This is a genomic window from Escherichia sp. WS1265, from assembly GCF_046487585.1.
GTDB lineage: Bacteria > Pseudomonadota > Gammaproteobacteria > Enterobacterales > Enterobacteriaceae > Escherichia > Escherichia coli.
Genome location: NZ_JBJQJE010000004.1, coordinates 219,692 through 238,609 on the forward strand (window position 1 = coordinate 219,692; position 18,918 = coordinate 238,609).

16 protein-coding genes are annotated in these 18,918 nt (G+C 51.2%); 3 read left to right on the forward strand and 13 right to left on the reverse strand.

The window, feature by feature from the left end; translation table 11 throughout:
* Nucleotides 1–106 precede the first annotated feature (106 nt).
* Together ACJHX3_RS06325 and ldcA are read right to left on the reverse strand one after the other, a co-directional pair.
* A complete protein-coding gene (locus ACJHX3_RS06325) occupies nt 107–1,843 on the reverse strand; it encodes a potassium/proton antiporter (protein ID WP_094308254.1) in 1,737 nt (578 codons plus the stop codon).
* A 94-nt stretch (nt 1,844–1,937) separates the two neighbouring features.
* Nucleotides 1,938–2,852: a muramoyltetrapeptide carboxypeptidase gene (gene ldcA / locus ACJHX3_RS06330; RefSeq protein WP_000051549.1), complete on the reverse strand. Its 915-nt coding sequence runs from the start codon at nt 2,850–2,852 to the stop codon at nt 1,938–1,940.
* A 99-nt stretch (nt 2,853–2,951) separates the two neighbouring features.
* Here ldcA and emtA point away from each other — a divergent pair, with 99 nt between their 5' ends.
* Nucleotides 2,952–3,563 (forward strand): membrane-bound lytic murein transglycosylase EmtA, encoded by a 612-nt coding sequence (gene emtA, locus ACJHX3_RS06335; protein WP_001295616.1) that lies wholly within the window; start codon nt 2,952–2,954, stop codon nt 3,561–3,563.
* Nucleotide 3,564: 1 nt separating this feature from the next.
* Here the strand turns inward: emtA and ACJHX3_RS06340 are convergent, their stop codons facing one another.
* The gene (locus ACJHX3_RS06340; RefSeq protein ID WP_000020135.1) at nt 3,565–4,299 is read right to left on the reverse strand and encodes a flagellar brake protein; all 735 of its coding nucleotides are present in this window, start codon (nt 4,297–4,299) and stop codon (nt 3,565–3,567) included.
* A 200-nt stretch (nt 4,300–4,499) separates the two neighbouring features.
* On the opposite strand from ACJHX3_RS06340, the gene ACJHX3_RS06345 reads away from it, so the two are divergent.
* Nucleotides 4,500–4,754 carry a GlsB/YeaQ/YmgE family stress response membrane protein gene (locus tag ACJHX3_RS06345; RefSeq protein ID WP_001330447.1) on the forward strand — a complete coding sequence of 85 codons (255 nt, stop codon included), beginning with the start codon at nt 4,500–4,502 and terminating at the stop codon, nt 4,752–4,754.
* 49 nt (nt 4,755–4,803) lie between these two features.
* On the opposite strand, the gene ACJHX3_RS06350 is transcribed toward ACJHX3_RS06345, so the two are convergent.
* From ACJHX3_RS06350 to dhaK, 10 genes are all read right to left on the reverse strand, one after another.
* On the reverse strand, nt 4,804–6,774 hold the full coding sequence (locus tag ACJHX3_RS06350) for a TonB-dependent receptor plug domain-containing protein (RefSeq protein ID WP_094321740.1): 1,971 nt from the start codon (nt 6,772–6,774) through the stop codon (nt 4,804–4,806).
* A 25-nt stretch (nt 6,775–6,799) separates the two neighbouring features.
* Entirely contained in the window at nt 6,800–7,654 is an 855-nt protein-coding gene (gene modD / locus ACJHX3_RS06355; protein WP_000576817.1) for a ModD protein, read from the reverse strand.
* Nucleotides 7,651–8,463, reverse strand: a complete 813-nt coding sequence (locus ACJHX3_RS06360) for a class I SAM-dependent methyltransferase (protein ID WP_000904003.1) — start codon at nt 8,461–8,463, stop codon at nt 7,651–7,653. Before ACJHX3_RS06360 ends, modD begins: the two co-directional genes overlap by 4 nt.
* Nucleotides 8,464–8,472: 9 nt before the next feature.
* Nucleotides 8,473–9,231 carry an ABC transporter ATP-binding protein gene (locus ACJHX3_RS06365; protein WP_024044075.1) on the reverse strand — a complete coding sequence of 253 codons (759 nt, stop codon included), beginning with the start codon at nt 9,229–9,231 and terminating at the stop codon, nt 8,473–8,475.
* Entirely contained in the window at nt 9,228–10,208 is a 981-nt protein-coding gene (locus tag ACJHX3_RS06370; RefSeq protein WP_001261254.1) for a FecCD family ABC transporter permease, read from the reverse strand. Before ACJHX3_RS06370 ends, ACJHX3_RS06365 begins: the two co-directional genes overlap by 4 nt.
* The gene (locus ACJHX3_RS06375) at nt 10,208–11,230 is read right to left on the reverse strand and encodes an iron ABC transporter substrate-binding protein (protein ID WP_000060136.1); all 1,023 of its coding nucleotides are present in this window, start codon (nt 11,228–11,230) and stop codon (nt 10,208–10,210) included. The genes ACJHX3_RS06370 and ACJHX3_RS06375 overlap by 1 nt, the downstream gene beginning before the upstream one ends.
* Before the next feature lie 331 nt (nt 11,231–11,561).
* Entirely contained in the window at nt 11,562–13,259 is a 1,698-nt protein-coding gene (gene treA, locus ACJHX3_RS06380; RefSeq protein ID WP_024044040.1) for an alpha,alpha-trehalase, read from the reverse strand.
* Nucleotides 13,260–13,578: 319 nt separating this feature from the next.
* Nucleotides 13,579–14,997 (reverse strand): dihydroxyacetone kinase phosphoryl donor subunit DhaM, encoded by a 1,419-nt coding sequence (dhaM, locus tag ACJHX3_RS06385; protein ID WP_024044039.1) that lies wholly within the window; start codon nt 14,995–14,997, stop codon nt 13,579–13,581.
* Nucleotides 14,998–15,007: 10 nt separating this feature from the next.
* Nucleotides 15,008–15,640, reverse strand: coding sequence for a dihydroxyacetone kinase subunit DhaL (gene dhaL, locus ACJHX3_RS06390; RefSeq protein WP_094321739.1), 633 nt, complete (start codon nt 15,638–15,640; stop codon nt 15,008–15,010).
* Between the two features lie 10 nt (nt 15,641–15,650).
* Nucleotides 15,651–16,721 carry a dihydroxyacetone kinase subunit DhaK gene (dhaK, locus tag ACJHX3_RS06395; protein WP_042096968.1) on the reverse strand — a complete coding sequence of 357 codons (1,071 nt, stop codon included), beginning with the start codon at nt 16,719–16,721 and terminating at the stop codon, nt 15,651–15,653.
* A gap of 227 nt (nt 16,722–16,948) precedes the next feature.
* Between dhaK and dhaR the strand changes: the two genes are divergently transcribed.
* Nucleotides 16,949–18,868: a dihydroxyacetone kinase operon transcriptional regulator DhaR gene (gene dhaR, locus ACJHX3_RS06400; RefSeq protein WP_042096966.1), complete on the forward strand. Its 1,920-nt coding sequence runs from the start codon at nt 16,949–16,951 to the stop codon at nt 18,866–18,868.
* Nucleotides 18,869–18,918: the final 50 nt, after the last annotated feature.

Here is an 18,918-nt window from a genome sequence, read left to right on the forward strand (position 1 = left end):
CTGATGTTGGAATGTGCATATCAAAATCAGGAAATGACAAGTTTATATACAGGCTCAGGCTGCGTTAAGCAAAGCATCGCAACCGGCGATAGATGCTGCATTAAATTTAAGATTCAGCTTCCTCTTCAGCCACTCGAACGCCAATCTTCAACACTTCATTATCTTCTTTCTCGGCCACCGTCCAGATCATCCCGGCAAACTCTACCTGGTCACCGACAACCGGTGCCGCGCCTAACAACTGCTGGACAATTTCACCCAGCGTTTGCTGCTTATCACGATATTCTCGCCCGTCTTCCAGGCCATATATCAGCGCCACATCAGCATATTTAGCGCTGGCTTCGAGAATGAAGTCACCAAAGAAGCGTTGATCCAGCGCGACAGGTGGCGACTGGCTGAACAGTTTACCGAGCGCCGGGAGATCGCGTTCCCGACCAATTACACACAACACATCGCCTTCGCGCAGTCGGGTGCTGCCAGTAGGATGAAGCAACTGGTTATCACGAAACAGTGCCGCAATACGCGTCTCTTTTGGCATATGCAGATCGCGCAGTGCCGCGCCCACGCACCATTTATCGGCACTCAATTGATAAACAAACTGCTCCCATGGATTTTCCGGATGAATATCCAGGCCAACGCGTGACACCGGACGTCCGACGGGCGGAACCACCACTTTGGCTTTTTTCGCCGCCCACGAGAGAGATGTTCCCTGCAAGAGCAGTGAAACCAGAACCACAAAGAAGGCGACATTAAAGAACAGACGCGCATTCTCCAGCCCCGCCATCATCGGGAACACGGCCAGGATGATTGGCACCGCTCCGCGTAATCCCACCCAGCTGATAAACACGCGCTCACGCAGATTAAAACCACGGAACGGTAGCAATCCGGCAAATACCGAAAGAGGACGAGCGAAGAATATCATCCATGCGGACAAAATGAGCGCCGGAATGGCAATAGGCAGCAGATCGCTTGGGTTAACCAACAGCCCCAGCACCATGAACATGGCGATTTGCGCCAGCCAGGCAAGGCCGTCGAAATTTTGCAGAATGCCGTAGCGGTTGCGAATCGGCCGATTACCCAGCAGAAAACCGCACAGATAAACAGCCAGAATACCGCTGCCTTCCAGCGCCGTGGTTAAAGCAAAAATTAAAATACCGCCGCTTAATGCCAGCAATGGATATAAACCGGCGGGCAGGGCGATGCGATTAATCATTTGCAGCAGTAAATAACCACCGCCAAGACCGATGACAATCCCGAGGCCAAATTGCTGCAAAATATCGACCACGAACATCCAGCTGACACTGCTTTCATGCTGCTGGATCATCGCAATCAGGGTAATCGTCAGAAAGACCGCCATTGGATCATTACTGCCGGATTCAATTTCCAGCGTCGAGCCAACGCGTTCGTTAAGCCCCTTACCACCCAGCAGAGAAAAGACCGCTGCAGCATCGGTGGAGCCGACGATAGCGCCGATTAATAAGCCTTCAATCAAATCAAGATTAAACAGCCACGCCGCCATCATGCCGGTTAAACCAGAGGTGATAAGCACGCCCAGCGTCGCCAGCGACAGCGCCGGTCCTAACGCCACACGAAAGGAACTGGCCTGAGTGCGCATCCCGCCGTCGAGCAAAATAATCGCCAGCGCCAGGTTACTTACCATGTAGGCGAAGGGGTAATTATCAAACGGGATACCGCCGACGCCATCGACTCCCGCCAGCATGCCGATCGCCAGAAAAATAACCAGAATAGGAATGCCAAGACGGGAAGAAAATGAACTAAGTAATATACTGCTGGTGACAAGGATGGATCCTAAGATGAAAAGGCTAATTATTGTTGTGGCATCCAACGGTCGGTTACTCCTGATTACGCTGTCTCTTATATAAACCCTACCATATTAGCGGCAGAGACAGCGTTTTACTTAGCCCTGAAGCGTGATTTTTTTACATTTTAAGAACAGGATGACCGCTAATCGTCAACTGAGTGCCTTCCCGGGTGTTAGTAAGAATGGCATGTGCGCCCAACGGCAGCGTAACCGTGCGTGGTTCATGACCAAAATCGAGGCCGGTAATGAGTGGAATCGACAGGCGGGAACGCAAAAACGCGTACACTGACTCCAGGTTGTAACCTGCGTCATAATCATTGGGCGTGCTGCCGCTAAAGCTACCGAGAATAATCGCCTTCTGACGTGGCAAAATTCCAGCATGATAGAGCTGCAACAGCATACGTTCGACGCGGAAAGGGTGCTCGTTAATATCTTCCAGCACCAGAATACCGTTTTCGATTTGCGGCATCCACGGTGTACCAATCAGTGAAATCAGCATCGCGAGATTGCCTCCCCATAACGTGCCTTCGGTCTGACATGTCGGGCCTTCCCCTTGCCATTCAATGGTGAAGGTTTCATTGCGTAACGCCAGCCAGAAATGGTGCTCGGTAAAGGCGTTCAGTTCATCCGCGCCAAAGTTTGCTACCAGCATGGGGCCGCTAAAGGTGATGACATTGCCATGCGCCAGAAGACCGCACTGAATGGCGGTAAAATCGCTATGTCCGCAAATGAGCAACGGGTCATGTTGTTGGCGAGCCACCAGTGCCTGCCAGTCAATATCCGCCAGTAAACGACTGGCACCGTAACCACCGCGTACAGCCAGCACGATAGTGTTGGGGGTAGTCAGTCTGGCAAGGGAATTGAGATCTTCCAGACGCTCCGTTTCCGTACCCGCAAAACGCTCACAACGACGGGCAATAACATCGACGTTATTGACCTGATGCCCCGCGTCGGTAAGGCGCTGGATACCACGCAGCGCGGCGTGCTGTTTAATGCAGTAACCCGATGGGGCAATTAAGTGAAACAGAGACATGGCAATTCCTTGCTGACAACAGAAACGAAATGTATATCATGCCGCTTAGGTGTGCCGTTGTCACCTCAACGGCGATTCCAGGCTATAAGGATAGAAGAAGTGAAATTGAGATGGTTTGCCTTTTTGATTGTGTTATTAGCAGGTTGTTCATCAAAGCATGACTACACGAACCCGCCGTGGAACGCGAAAGTTCCGGTGCAACGTGCGATGCAGTGGATGCCAATAAGCCAGAAAGCCGGTGCAGCCTGGGGCGTCGATCCACAATTGATCACAGCGATTATCGCTATCGAATCGGGTGGTAATCCGAATGCGGTGAGTAAATCGAATGCCATTGGTTTGATGCAGTTAAAAGCTTCAACCTCCGGACGTGATGTTTATCGCCGAATGGGCTGGAGTGGTGAGCCGACGACCAGCGAGCTGAAGAATCCGGAGCGTAATATTTCAATGGGCGCGGCTTACCTGAATATTCTGGAAACCGGCCCGCTGGCAGGCATTGAAGATCCGAAGGTACTGCAATATGCGCTGGTGGTGTCATATGCTAACGGGGCAGGTGCGCTGCTACGGACTTTCTCGTCAGATCGGAAAAAGGCGATCAGCAAAATCAACGATCTGGATGCTGACGAGTTCCTCGATCACGTAGCGCGAAATCATCCTGCGCCGCAGGCTCCGCGCTATATCTACAAACTTGAGCAGGCACTGGACGCGATGTAAATCAGTCGCGCACTTTGTCCGCTTTCTCCCGGGCTTCCCGCTCGAGAGAGAAAATAATCCGCTGTAATTGCCGCTCCACCGTCGGGCTGACGTTAAGAAAACGGAAGCTCAGACGGGGAGTGGTGATGGTTTCATTCTTGCCATCAATCACTTTGCGCTCGCTGATTGAGATTAACTGGGCGTCAAAGTGAAAAACACCCCATTGCCCCATGTTGACTTCAATCTGAGCGAAGCGCATGCCTTCGTGCAATCCGGCAGGCTTTGCTGTTTCCAGTAATGCGCCCATGCCGCCTAACGACAAATCATACAGGCGGAAACGTAACGTACTGTTATCCGCCAGTTTGGTCTGGCAAAAATAAGGCGGATGGAGTGGGGCGGAGATGCGGAAATATCGGCGTCGTTGTACAAACCACAAGGTGGGAGGCGGTACGGTAATAAATGCCGGAAGCTGCAAGTATTCACTCTGCTGTAGTTGTTCAACAGTAAATTCGACTTTCGCGCCCTGGGTTTCGGCGGTAATGATAATGTGCTGCGCCTTTAACACAGCGTTGTTATCTTCGGCTTGACTGCCGAAATCCAGCACCAGTTTATCCGGGGTTATTGCCAGTATTTTGCTGATCAGCTGCCCGCCATTCCAACTGATACGCAAAGGAATTGCGGCTTTGTGCAAATCGCGTAACACGCCCAGGACGGCTAACGGATTTTGTTTCAGGAACTGCTCATGGTAATGACTCACGCGGAAAAACTCCTGACTGACAAACTGTCTTTGGTTTATCGGTCACAGTTAACAAAACTTAATACAAATGCATGAATATTTTTTACATGTTGTTCTTAAATCAGCCGACATACGCCCAGCATCGATTCCGCCCTTGCCTATACTTAGAGCGTTGACGTAAGCATTTCTTGCGTCCGATTCATCGAAACGAGGGCCTGAACATGGGAATTATTGCCTGGATTATTTTTGGCCTGATAGCCGGCATTATCGCCAAGCTAATCATGCCGGGGCGTGATGGTGGTGGATTTTTCCTGACCTGTATTCTCGGGATAGTCGGTGCGGTGGTCGGCGGCTGGCTGGCGACCATGTTTGGCATTGGTGGCACCATCAGCGGTTTTAATTTGCACAGCTTCCTGGTGGCGGTGGTGGGCGCTATCCTGGTGCTGGGCGTATTCCGCCTCCTGCGAAGAGAATAAGATTTTCATAAGGCGGATAGCGATACAGATGCCGCTATCCGCTTTCACATCAGAACGTATACTCGATACCTGCCCAGAAATTGCGACCTTCTTCAATAAACCCTTCACTGTAGGCATATTTGGTATCAAACAGGTTATTGACCGACGCATTGACGCTGAAGCCATGACCTAAGGTGTAATCGGCTCGAATGTGGGTCACCGCAAAACCGGCGGCTTTTTGTGAACCGTCACTGTTGCTGTAGCTGGAGGAACGCGCCTCTTCCGACAGCGTTACGCTTAACGGCTCCCACGGTTTGAGAGTCATCCATGCGGTCATTGTCTGCGTTGGCAGATCGGTTATCTTGCCGATGTCTTTGCGTTTGGCATCAGCGTGGATCAGGGCATAGCTCAATCCTACATCCAGTATATTGCTGATTTTCCCCTTAATACCGGCATCCAGACCGCTGTAATCCACCGTGCCGCTGTTCTGATTTTGAATGGTATCGGCATCGATATTGTGCGAGAGGATGGCATCACTCACCCGGTTATAGTAAATGCTGACCTCAAACCCCCAGTCGTGCGTGAAGGCACCATTCCAGGTTAAATCCACCCCGCGCGCGCGTTCCGGTTTGAGCTGCGGGTTAACAATCGCTATCTGGTTATACGCAGGTTTGGACGTGGTATAGCGTTCTTTCAGCGTCGGAAAGCGTGTGCGGTCATAGTACGAAAGCGCCAGCGTGTCTTCATTGGCAAAGTGGTATTTCCCCATCACCTGCCAGTTAAAAGCTGACTGATTGTTGTCGTCATAATGGGTGATGCTTCCATCTTTCTCATGTTTTTTCGCTTCTACGCTATCGCGCCAGTCATAGCTGATTCCAGCCACGACATCGACATTATCGGCAGCAGCCCATTGATATTCACTGGCGAGCGACCAGGTACGATCTTCATAGCGATCGTAAGCGGCGTGCGGCGCACTTTTTTCCCGGTGTACGTCATCTTTCCAGTTAACGGCAAACGACAGCAGATCGTTTTCACGTACATCGGCTGCCAGTTGTAACCCGGCACCGTCGCTGTAATCGGAATAATGGCTGTAGCTGCCTTTTTTATTTTTCAAATCAGCCAGCGAGTTGTACATCATCAGCGTATTTTCAAAGGTGTCGCGATATAGCCGACTTTTCAGGGTAAAACGATCGTTTAGTTGGGTCGTTCCCTGATAATAAAAACTTTCTTTGTCATACTCTGGCCACTGCCAGTAGCGTGATTTTTGACCACTATTTCCACTGTATGGCGGGTTATCTTTTTCACCATCCTGCTTAATGTAAGTCAATGTGTATTCATCGTTTTCGCGTGGTGTAAAACCGAGCTTCACAATGCCGCGTTTATCATCAGCCGATGAATTAATCATCTTGCCGTGTTTGCCTGCAATATCATTATTTACACCATGCGGCAGGCCGAGAAAATCCTGCTTTAGCTGGCTACCGCTGACTTGCAAATACCCCAGATCGCTGCTGGCGGCAAATGAAGCATGCATATCGTAGGCATTGTCCTGGCTACGGCTCCATCCCTGGCGATATCCCAGACTTGCTTCCAGAGGTTTTGTTGGCTTCTGGGTGGTGATATTAATGGCTCCGCTCATCTGATTAGGCCCCTGAAGCAGCGACGAATACCCTTTGGAAACTTCAACTGCCCCCAAATTGTTGGTCAGAATCCGCGCCAGATCGAGGTTGCCGTCATAGGGAACATAAATGGGCACACCGTCGAAATAGACCGGCACCTGACGACTATCAAAGCCACGAACTTTGACCTGTTCTTCGTTGCGGCTACCTGACTTTTGCAGCACCACGCCGGGGACGACACTTAATGCCTGAGCGACATTCTGTTTATCCAGGGCCTTCATGATGGGTTGATCGAGAACGGTGGTCGTCGTTGATGATACCGGACTGGACCATACGGTCAGCGTGTCACTCTCCTGAGCCGCTACGGCCTGCTGGGTAAAGGCAAGTGATAATGCTGTGCAGAGATAACGTTTTTTGAGTCTCATAGAATAAATTCCGTTTAACAAAGAATTAAATAGAGGCTGCGGGTTGCAGACTGACTTTAATGTCAGCTGGTGTCGCGTAATAAGGCGCGGAGGTAATAAAAAGGCGAATGCCGCAGTCGAGGTAATTTTTGAGTGTTGTCAGATTAATTCCGCCGGTCAGAGCCAGCGTGCAGTGGGGAGCCAGCGACGGTGCTATTTGCGCAATTTCAGTTGCCTGTTGTGGACTAAATTTGTCGAGCTGAAGTACGTCTGGTTGCGCGCGTAACGCGGCGATTGCCTCTTTCGGCGTGTCGGCTTCAACAACTATTTTCTTCTCGGGTGCGTGGCGACGTAACTGATTGATTGCGCCTGACCAGTCCTGATTGTCATGAAGAAAATGACGGTGGTTGGCAAACAATAATATGGTTTCCGCACATCCGGCACGATGAATCAGTCCTCCGGCAGCCAGAATTGCCTGCGAGGCCAGTAAGCGGGTGCCCGGAATTGCTTTTCGGGTGCAGGCGATATTGCCATCAGGGTAACGTTCACGAAGTAACGCCAGCATTTGAGCGAGATAATCAGAAACACCGCAACTCCACTCCAGCACATTCTGGACTGCCTTCCATCCCTGATGAAGTGCTGCGGCATTACCCTGCGCACGGATTAGCCGCTGACCCGCGTTCGCTTGTGAACCGTCGCTGACTGCGTCATCAATAGTTAATCCCAGCGTAGTTAACATCTTACACGCGACAGAAATTCCGCTGACGCAGCCGCCCTGACGGTGAAAAAACTCTATATAGCCATGCTGGTGTCCAATATTTAATGCTCGCGTGGTCAGGTCACCGCCCTGGATATCTTCCAGAAGTAACGCATCGATTTGTGCCTGAGAAAGGAAAATCATCGCAGTGCCTCTTGCGGTACGCTATCCCACCAGATGAGCGCCCAGTCGCGGCTGGCAGGGGCGAGGGCACGAGCATCTTGTTGTTGATACCAGCGATATAACCGCTCACGCTCATCGTCGTTAAGCGCGCCCAGACTCCAGCTGACGTTCTGCTCAAAACGTTCCCAGGTGCTGTTATCCTGTTGGCAATTTTGTCCACGGATAAAATCAACGTGAGCATAAATTCCCATCTGATACAGGACGTTGAGCGCAAAGATATAGTTGGGTAATTCGATCACTTCCCGACCAGCCGCCCGCTGAATGGCTGGAGAGACGAACGAGGTGCTGACCAGATGAGTCGTATAGACGCGAAGCCGTGCCTGATTATTCAGTTTGCTCATTGCCTGGCGCATATCAGCCACCAGAGTGGAGCGGGAAGCCACGGCAATATCGCAGCGTGGCAGGTCACTCCAGTCCTCTTCCCAGGCGCGCTGGATCCAGTGGACATTGTCTGCCTTTAGCGCGGCGGCGCGACGGGCGGCAACCTTCAGCATCCCCTGACTGTAATCAACGCCATAAATCGTCGTGAGTTTGTCAGCCAGCGCCAGCGATACTGTACCCGGTCCGCAGCCCATATCGAATAAGGTCTGCGCGCCTTGCAGATCAATTTTAGCGGTCAGTTGTTGCAGGTAGCTGTCCGTAGGCGAGGCGCAATTTTCCGCCATTTTTTCCGCCCGTTGATCCCAGTGATCCGGCGTTTTTTCTGTGCGGTGGGCCAGTTTGAGTTGCTGCAGGTAAAGGTCCGCAAAATCAATATCATCAATGAGCATGATTGTTCCTTAGTGGCTAATTGCAGAGAGGTGATGATGAATCTGGTCGGCAGAAACCCGATACAGGGCAGCCAGTTTGTTCGTTGTTAACTGTTCGGTCGGAAAGCCTTGTGTTACTCGTCCATCTGGCTCTACCTGGATAATGCTGTCGGCAATGGCGTTGGCATGGAGCGGATGATGAGTCGACATTAGCATTGTCATGCCGTTATTTTTGAGCTGCGCCAGCGTGTCCAGTAGTTGGATCTGATGACCGAAATCGAGGCTGGAGGCAGGCTCATCCAGTAATAACAAGCGCGGTTGCTGGACGAGTGCACGGGCGATTAAAGCCAGCTGACGTTCACCGCCGCTAAGCGTATTCCAGCGTCGTGTCGCCAGATGCAAAATGCCCAGCTTTTCCAGTTGCTCCGTTGCTTTCAGGCGTTCTTGCTTACCGGGAACGGAAAAAGCGCCTATGGTGGGGGCCAGGCCCATCAACACCATATCCAGCACACTAAAAGCAAAAATGCCGTCGTGCGCCTGCGGCACCCAGGCAATAGCCTGCGCGCGCTGGCGATGGCTGAGTGTCTGCACAGGGAGGCTATCCAGTAAGATCTCGCCTTTTAATAACGGTATAACGCCAAGAATGGAGCGCATGAGTGTGGTTTTGCCGCAACCATTGGCTCCTAACAGACAACAAATTGTTCCTTGCGACAGGGTGAAGGACACGTCGCGTAGCACCGGATGGCGGGAGTAACCCAGAGACGCATGACGGACGGCAAGCAAAGTCACTGGCGACCTCCGCGTAACAACAAAAACAGGAAAAACGGTGCACCAACAAAAGCGGTCAGAATGCCAAGTGGGATTTCTGTTGTTCCAATGCTGCGTGCCAGCGTATCGGTAAGCAGGAGCAGAATCGCGCCAGTACACATTGCCATGGGCAACAGCTGCTGATGGTTATGACCGGTCAACAAGCGGGCAATGTGCGGAACGACCAGGCCGACCCAACCAATTATGCCCGCTATTGCTACCGTGCTGGCGGTGATTAGTGTGGCGCAGACAATTAATCCAAAGCGCAGACGTGTCACGTTCAGTCCCAGCGAACGGGCTTCGTCGTCGGAAAGCGTGAGTAAATTCATGCGCCAGCGGAGAAAAAACAGGGGCAAGGAGCCTATGAGAATGATCGGTGCAGCATAGCAGAGATCGCGTAAGGTCACGGTGGACAGCCCCCCCAGCAACCAGAAGGTAATTGACGGTAACTGGGTGTAAGGATCGGCCAGCGTTTTTATTAGCGATATCCCCGCTCCGCACAACGTTCCTAACGCAATGCCTACCAGCACCAGGGTTAAGATCGGATCGTGGCGGGTCACCCGACGCGTAATCAACCAGACGCCCGCGACCACCATCAGCCCGCCGCAAAATGCGTACAGCTGGATGTAAACAATGGATAATCCCCACAGGATTGCCGCGCAGGCACCAAGTCCGGCACCGGCGGAGACGCCTAAAATATCCGGTGACACTAAGGGATTACGGAACATTCCCTGATAGGTGGTTCCGGCCCCTGCCAGCGCCGCGCCCAGAAACAGCGCAGCAAGAATACGCGGCACGCGGATTTGCCAGAAGACAATTTGTTCCTGCACAGGAACATTTTCTTGACGCAGAATGAGCGCCAGCAGTTGCTGTATATCGAGATGATAAGCCCCGCTTACGGCGGCAAAAGTGATACTGATAGCTGCCAGCAGCAAAATACATCCGTTTACGGTTCTCATTAGCTCGCCACCAATTTTTGATAGTCGGCGTCACTGAGTGAACAATGCCAGAACAGTTGGGCGTAATGCTGCATGTCACTTTTAAACTGGCGATTGATGGCGGGATCCAGCCAGGCGTGAAGTCTGCGTAATCCCAGAAGACGGTTGATTCCCGGCGGGGCATCCAGCCAGCCAAAGGGCAGGCCACTTAAAAATAAGATGCGTTGTTCCGCAACCGCTTTCACGCCCTGCCAGAGAGGATCACGACGAATAAAATCTGCAGTAACGGCCTCCTGAACCAGAATAATATCCGGCTGCCAGCGCAGGAGATTTTCCATGGAAACCTGTGTCAGACCGTGGCGATCGGCTATTTGCGCGACGTTGTGCAAACCTAATAATTCCGCCGCCTCGGTATGCAACGAACCCTGTAAGCCCGTTTCCAGCCCTCGAGGACCGCGCGCAGCATAAAAGCTGAGGTTAGCGGCGGGTGAGGTGGCGAATGCCTGAGCTTCACCAACGAAGCGGCTGGCGAGATTGGCTTGTTCTGCGGCGCGGTGCTCTTCGCCTAACGTTTTGCCAAGCGTTGTTAACTGTTCTGCTGATTGTTCCAGTTTCCCGTTAAGCAATAACCAGGGTATTTGTGTCTGTTCGCTAACCTGCCGTGCCTGGGAGATCCAGGTTTCATCCGTATTGCCGCAATCAACGACCAAATCGGGATGTAACGCCATAAGCCCTTCCAGCGAGAGTGTGCTGGCGCGCCCGGCGAGTCGTCCCAGCCTGGGGAACTGGCGAATGTGCTCTGGCAATGGAATTAATGCCTGACGGGCAAAATCAAAAGAGGAAAAACCGACCATTTTTTCTGGCGCGACAGCCAGCAATAGCAAATCGGCGGGCGCACCTGCGCTGACGATGCGTGTAATGTTTTGGGCTTCGGGAAGCGTCAGTGAGGCCCAGAATTTGACTGATTGTGCAAAAGAAGGCAGATGATGCAGGAACAACGTCGACGCAAGAATCTGTGTAAACCTCCGTCTGGTTAGTGACATAAGTTATATCCTGATAATTAAAACCGCTATATATTTACATATATATCGAAAAAAAATCATGTTTGATGTCAAAATTTGTCTAAAGAGACAGAATGATTTGCTTGTTGCTTAAATAACACTTTGTTCCACAAGAAAATTGTCAGGGAGAATGGCGGAGTGGCGAAAAATATAAATAGAGGTGTAATGATTAACAAATTGATAAAATAAAATTAAAATCTTCTCTGATAAAAGAAAATAAAGGCATAGACCGTAGAATGGGGGGCATTTCGTGGCGAAAAAAGAGCAATGCCAATTTTATGCACATAATGGCATTGCTCGATATACAGCAAAGTTAAGGCGTAGGTTCCGCCTCTTTTTGTTTTACCGGCTGTGTTGTTGATTCACTGAGTGGACGCGTCGCCGGAACATTGTCGCACGGTTGCTCTTTCGGGCAGATCAAATCCAGCATTTTCAGCGTCACGCCATTGGTCCAGCCAAAGCCATCCTGTAATGGATATTCGCCACCGCCGCCCCCCGTTCCGGTGGTGCTGACATCATATTTTTCCACCAGCTTTTTCTCCCGGTCATAGGTGTGCTGAACATTGGTCAGGAAGTGCCAGCTAATGTCCATAGCCACCTCTTTTTGCCCGTAGTTTTGTAATCCTTCTGTCGCGACCCACTGCAACGGTGCCCAGCCATTTGGTGCATCCCATTGTTGCCCACTTTTTACCGACGTGGTGTTCAGGCCGCCTGGTTGCAGCAGATGTGTTTTCGTCGCCGTCGCCATTTTGCTGGCGCGATCTTTCGCTGCCGCATTGACGTACAGCGGGAACAGGGCGGCCGCGGTTAACTGATTGCGCACTTTATGACTTTTCAGGTCGTAATCGGCATACCAGCCTTGTTGATCGTTCCACAGGTATTTTTCGATCCCTTTTTGACGGGCATTTGCCAGCGTTTCGTACTGGTTTGCCATCGCGTTATCTCCGGCAGCTTTGCTGGCGCGGGCGAGGATTTTTTCCATTTTAAACATCAGGCTGTTCAGATCGACCGGTACGATGCTGGTGGTGCGTAAGGTATTTAACTGCTGCGGGTTGTCCATCCAGCGCGAGCTGAAATCCCAGCCAGACGCAGCGGCAGAGCGCAGGTCGCGGTAAATTTCAGTGGCAGGTCGATTCGGATTGCTTTTGGCGGTGGCAATATCTTCCACCCATGACTCTGGTCGTGGCGTATCGCGATCGTCCCAGTAGCGGTTGAGAAGGGTACCATCCTGAAGTTTGACAACGCGTTTTTCCTGTTGTCCGGCTTGCAGGTTTTCAACACCGTCCATCCAGTAAGCATATTCTTTTTGCATTTGCGGCAGGTATTGCTTCAACGCGGCATCGCCTTCATGCTGCGCCAGTAACTCTACCATCAGGGCAAAGAAGGGCGGTTGCGAGCGGCTTAAATAGTAACTGCGGTTGCCGTTGGGAATATGCCCGTAAGTGTCTATTTCATGAGCAAAATTGGCTACCATATCCGCGACTTTATCCCAGTGACCGCTTTCGGCAAGCCCTAACATGGTGAAGTAACTGTCCCAGTAATATACCTCGCGAAAACGTCCGCCCGGCACGACATAAGGTTCCGGCAGCGGTAACAGAGAATCCCATTTTTCGGTATTTTCGGTAGAACGCGTTAATACCGGCCAAAGTCCGTCAATATGTTCGCGTAGTGATTGCCCCTCTGGCGGAACATATTTCTCGCCCTCTTTCGGCAGGGTGAAATTGACGTTAACGAAATGGCGCAGATCAAATCCGCTCTGGTTTTGCTGCATCCGATAATCAGCAAGGATCATCAACGGATCGCTGTTCGGCACGGCATCGGCAAAGGTTTTTTGGTCCGGAAAAAGTTTGGCGTTTTGCACATCATTAAACAGCGGCCCTAATAAAATATCAGGCGGCTGTGGCGTTACCGGTGTTTCTTCTGCCTGCACCGATAGCGCAGCGAAACACAAAAAAATGCAGGCTGGAATTAACGCCATTTTTAGCGGGCGAGAAGCTGCGGGGGATTTCATCAATCATTCTCCTTTGGCGAAACCGAATAAAACGGTATTCAAGTATCAGAAAACCTTAGTTCAGGATCGCACTAGCTGCATGATCGAAATCTCATTCTGCGAACGGTCAGGCATTTTAGAAAAGGGAATTAAAGGGATAAATAACGGCGAAATAGAGTGATCAAATAACGTCTGTTTGTTAGCCAGTCAGCGGCGTTGGGTTCGCGATTAGCGAAGAAAAATCATCATAAATTGGTGAAAAATATAACAGGTAGTTAAAAAACATTAGTGCAGAGTAAATAGCCGGATGGCATCAGAACGATGCCATCCGAACGGTGGTTTAACCCTGACGGCTGAAACGTTGCGTTTTAACGTCCAGCGTTAGCGTTTCTTCTGGTTGTATCGCATACAGTTTCTCACCTTGCTGGCAAATCCAGCCAATCCCCAGTTCACGGGCGATCAGGGCGCTGTGGGATAGCGGACTTCCGGCGCTAAGGCAGATACCTTTTACAACCGCCGGATCCAGTTGCAGTATTGTGGAGGGATAGATGTTCTCCGCCAGTAGAATAGTTGGCGAGTTAAACTGCGGGAGTTCTTCTTTCGTTTGGGTCAGGTGGACCAGGGTGCGATGCAGAAGATCGTCCACATCAATATAGCGAGCCTGTAGATATTCATCATCCAGTTGCTGGTATTGCTGGCTAAGTTCTTTAAGAACTTGCTGCCAGGCATATTCTGCCGTGCAATGTTCATGCTGAAGGAGTTCGCTTGCCGCCGCCAGTAGTTCCGGATCATCTAACAGTGTATGGTGACCAGAAAAGATTGCGGCAATATCGTCAAGCCCGCTGGCTTCTGCTTTCGCTGTTAACGTCATCAGATCTAATAACGTGAAGTCAATGGCCTGGCGTAATCGTTCTTGTTCTTCTTCCACGGTCAGGGTTGATTTTGCCTGTACCGTACATAAAACCGGTTGATAATAAAAGGCTTTACCCGAAACAGGCGGAACGGGACGCAGAATAGGTGGAGCAACTTCCTCCGTTTCACCAAAGTTATCTTCAGCCAGCTGACGGAAAGCGATCAGTGCCTCTTCAGCTTCTGGCCCTTTCGCAATCAGGCGCAGCGTATCGTTATAGCGAACTTGTAGTAACGCAATCTGGTTAATACTCTCCGGTGTGACGCATTTGCCGTTTTTCTCCAGCAACATATCGGCATTAAATGTCGATAAGGTATAAACCAGCCGGGAGGCCGGACGTACATGCAGGCCGTTACGGTTTTTAATGACCACCGCCAGAGAACGGGCTTCTTCATCGTACGGAGGACATGTGTCAGAGATTTCAGTGTTGGAGGAGGGTAAACCCAGTTGTTCACGTTTGGCTTCCAGCGCATGCATGGCGTCAAAGATAACTTTGTCGATATCCGCCCCCGAGGCCGCGCTGACCGTTGCTGCCAGTGTACCTTCGACCAACGGCGCAGCACACAAACGTACTTTTGCGGCGATCTCGGGAGCCAGCAATTCCAGCGCAGTTTCAGCACTCAATAATGCGCTACCCATATCCATCATGACCAGCACATGGTCGGTATTGGCAACAGATTCGATGGCCTCCATCACTTTGACGGCATCGGTACCAATGGGATTTTGTGGATCGTCAATTCCCGCGGCAATGGCGATTTTACAACTATCACTCATTAACATCTGACGGGCTAGTTCACCGACACCTTCTCCCAGTCGGCTGCTATGTGAAACTATGACCAGGTTTACCATTACCAATTCCTTACTCTTTTGCGGCTAACGCCAACATTTGCATCATAAACATCACCGAGGTCGCACCGGGGTCCTGGTGACCAATACTGCGTTCACCGAGATAACTGGCACGGCCTTTGCGGGCTTGCATCGTAATCGTACTTTGTGCAGCGGATTCGGCGACGCTACTGGCAGCTTCGAGCGCCGCCGGAATAGAGAGATTTTGCTCGCTGGACTGACGTAACGATTCCACCACCGGCACCCAGACATCACACATGGTTTTATCGCCAAGTTCGGCTTTACCGCGACTGATTACGCCGTCCGCGCCATCGCGGAACATCTGATAAAGCTCTTCCAGCGTCAGGCTTTGCCGTGCCTGGGTCGCCTGTGCGGCGCGGATAAAGAAGGTACCGAACAGCGGACCACTGGCACCTCCGACGCTGGAAAGTAGCGTCATACCGGTATTCTTAAGAATGAAACCGATATCTTTATCTGCGATAGCAGGGAGTTTTTCCACCACTTTGCTAAAGCCTCGGTTCATATTTAGCCCGTGGTCAGCGTCGCCAATTTCGCGATCCAGTCCGGTAAGATACTCGCTCTCGGTGCTGAAAATATCGCCACAACGAGTGAGCCAGTTAACAATTCGAGTTCTGCTCAGTGACATAGCTATCTCCTTATTTACCCCAGTTAAGGGCCGGGGTGTGGACCGGGGCGTCCCAGAGTGCCAGCGTTTCGTCATCAACTTTCAGTAAGGTGATTGAGAAACCGGTCATATCCAGTGAGGTGCAGTACGCGCCAATTAAATTACGCTCGATAGTCAATCCCGCTTGCTGGCAACGTGTGGTCAGGCGGTTATAGACGCCGTACAGCTCAGAAAGCGGAGTTGCGCCAAGATTGTTAACCAGCGCAATCACCCGATCGCCAGACTGGAGCGGTTGTTTGGTTTGTGATTCTTCCTGCCAGCTGCCTTGTTGATAATCCCAGAAACGCAAAGTGCGATGGTATGAGCCATTTTCCAGCAGGGTGTCGAACATTTCATCGACGGTTTGATCAAGAGATGAGAAGGGGCGTCGGTCAATACCCGGCTCACCATGAATGCCGACGCCAAACTCCATCTCATTGTCCGCCAGGGTAAAAGAAGGTTTGCCCGCGGCAGGAACGGTACAGGCACCGAGAGCGATACCTATTGAGTGGCCTTGATTATTCAACTTACGCCCCAGCTCCGCACAGGCGTCCAGTGAGTCGCCACGCTCCGCCGCAGCGCCTACGAGTTTTTCAATTAATACGGTGTTGGCAACGCCGCGCCGCCCGGCGGTATAAAGACTGTCTTTTACTGCAACGTCGTCATCAATCGCCACAGTGGTCACTTTTACGCCGCTATCGTGCAGTAACTCGGTTGCTGTTTCGAAGTTAAGAATATCGCCGGTGTAATTTTTGATAATCAACAGTACACCTTCGCCGCCATCAATTTGCATGGCGCATTCAAAGATTTTATCGGGCGTCGGTGAGGTGAAAATTTCGCCCGGACAGGCCCCCGAAAGCATCCCCTGACCGATATAACCGCAGTGCATCGGCTCGTGTCCGCTACCGCCACCCGACAGCAGGGCGACTTTTCCTGCAACGGGGGCATCAGCTCGGGTGACATACACCGGATCCTGATGCAGTGTCAGAGATGGATGCGCTTTCGCCAGTCCTGCCAGTTGTTCGTCCAGTACGTCTTGCACATCATTGATCAATTTTTTCATTATTTTGCTCCAGCAATTACGGTAGGGCATGGATGATGTTCAACGACACGGCGACCACTGACTGCCGGTGAATCCATTGTGCATCAGGCAAGGGAAAAGAAAATTAGCCCAAATTATGTTTCATAGTGAAACATATGCTTTAATGAATGTTCCATATTGAAACCTTTACGTGTATTGATACTTAAAATTGCGAGCCGGAACACCTTTTGTCATAAGGGATGCGGGATATGAGTGGCGCTTTTAACAACGATGGTCGGGGCATATCTCCCTTAATTGCAACCTCCTGGGAGAGATGCAATAAGCTGATGAAACGGGAGACATGGAACGTACCACACCAGGCCCAGGGCGTGACATTTGCTTCTATTTATCGGCGTAAGAAAGCGATGCTGACGCTCGGGCAGGCTGCGCTGGAAGATGCCTGGGAATACATGACACCGCGAGCTTGTGCGCTGCTTATCCTCGATGAAACCGCCTGCATTCTCAGCCGTAATGGCGATCCGCAAACCTTGCAGCAGCTAAGTGCACTGGGATTCAATGACGGCACGTATTGCGCCGAGGGAATTATTGGTACTTGTGCGCTATCGTTAGCGGCTATCTCTGGTCAGGCCGTGAAAACGATGGCCGATCAACATTTCAAACAGGCACTCTGGAACTGGGCCTTTTGTGCAACGCCGTTGTTTGACAGCAAGGGCCGATTGACGGGAACAATAGCGCTGGCGTGTCCGGTTGAGCAAACTACCGCAGCTGATTTGCCGTTGACGTTGGCAATCGCCCGAGAGGTCGGTAATTTACTGCTGACGGACAGTTTGCTCGCTGAAACTAACCGTCATTTAAATCAACTTAATGCCCTGTTAGAAAGTATGGATGATGGCGTGATTAGCTGGGACGAGCAGGGTAATTTGCAATTTATTAATGCCCAGGCGGCGCGGGTCTTACGCCTTGACGCGACGGCAAGTCAGGGACGGGCAATCACTGAACTCTTAACGTTACCCGCCGTATTGCAACAAGCAATAAAACAGGCACATCCGCTCAAACACGTAGAAGCAACCTTTGAAAGCCAGCACCAGTTTATTGATGCGGTGATAACCCTTAAACCGATAATAGAAACGCAGGGAACCAGCTTTATTTTGTTGCTCCATCCTGTGGAACAGATGCGGCAGTTGATGACCAGTCAATTAGGAAAAGTCAGCCATACCTTCGCTCATATGCCACAGGACGATCCGCAAACCCGCCGCTTGATTCATTTTGGTCGCCAGGCGGCGCGCAGTAGCTTTCCTGTCCTGCTTTGTGGAGAAGAGGGCGTGGGCAAGGCACTGCTAAGTCAGGCAATTCATAATGAAAGCGAGCGTGCTGCAGGTCCTTATATCGCCGTCAATTGTGAGTTATATGGTGATGCGGCACTGGCGGAAGAGTTTATTGGTGGCGATCGCACGGACAATGAAAATGGCCGTCTGAGTCGGCTGGAACTGGCGCACGGCGGCACGCTGTTTCTTGAAAAGATTGAATATCTGGCGGTGGAGTTACAGTCTGCTTTGCTTCAGGTTATCAAGCAGGGTGTTATCACGCGACTGGATGCGCGGCGTTTAATACCAATTGATGTCAAAGTGATTGCCACAACGACCGCGGACCTGGCAATGCTGGTGGAACAAAATCGCTTTAGTCGCCAGCTGTATTACGCGCTGCATGCATTTGAAATTACCATCCCGCCTCTGCGTATGCGGCGTGGCAGCATTCCGGCGCTGGTGAATAACAAATTACGCAGTCTTGAAAAACGCTTCTCTACGCGTCTGAAAATTGATGACGATGCCCTCGCTCGCCTGGTTTCTTGTGCATGGCCAGGCAACGATTTTGAACTTTACAGCGTCATCGAGAATCTTGCTCTGAGTAGTGATAACGGGCGCATTCGCGTCAGTGATTTGCCGGAACATCTGTTTACCGAGCAGGCGACAGATGATGTCAGCGCCGCACGCCTTTCCACCAGTCTGTCATTTGCGGAAGTTGAAAAAGAGGCAATTATTAACGCAGCCCAGGTCACAGGCGGTCGCATTCAGGAAATGTCGGCTTTACTTGGGATCGGCCGCACTACGCTGTGGCGGAAAATGAAGCAACATGGCATTGATGCAGGGCATTTTAAGCGCCGGGTATGAAAGACAGAAACGATTTCTGATACATCAGAGTGATCTATATTTCATTCCGG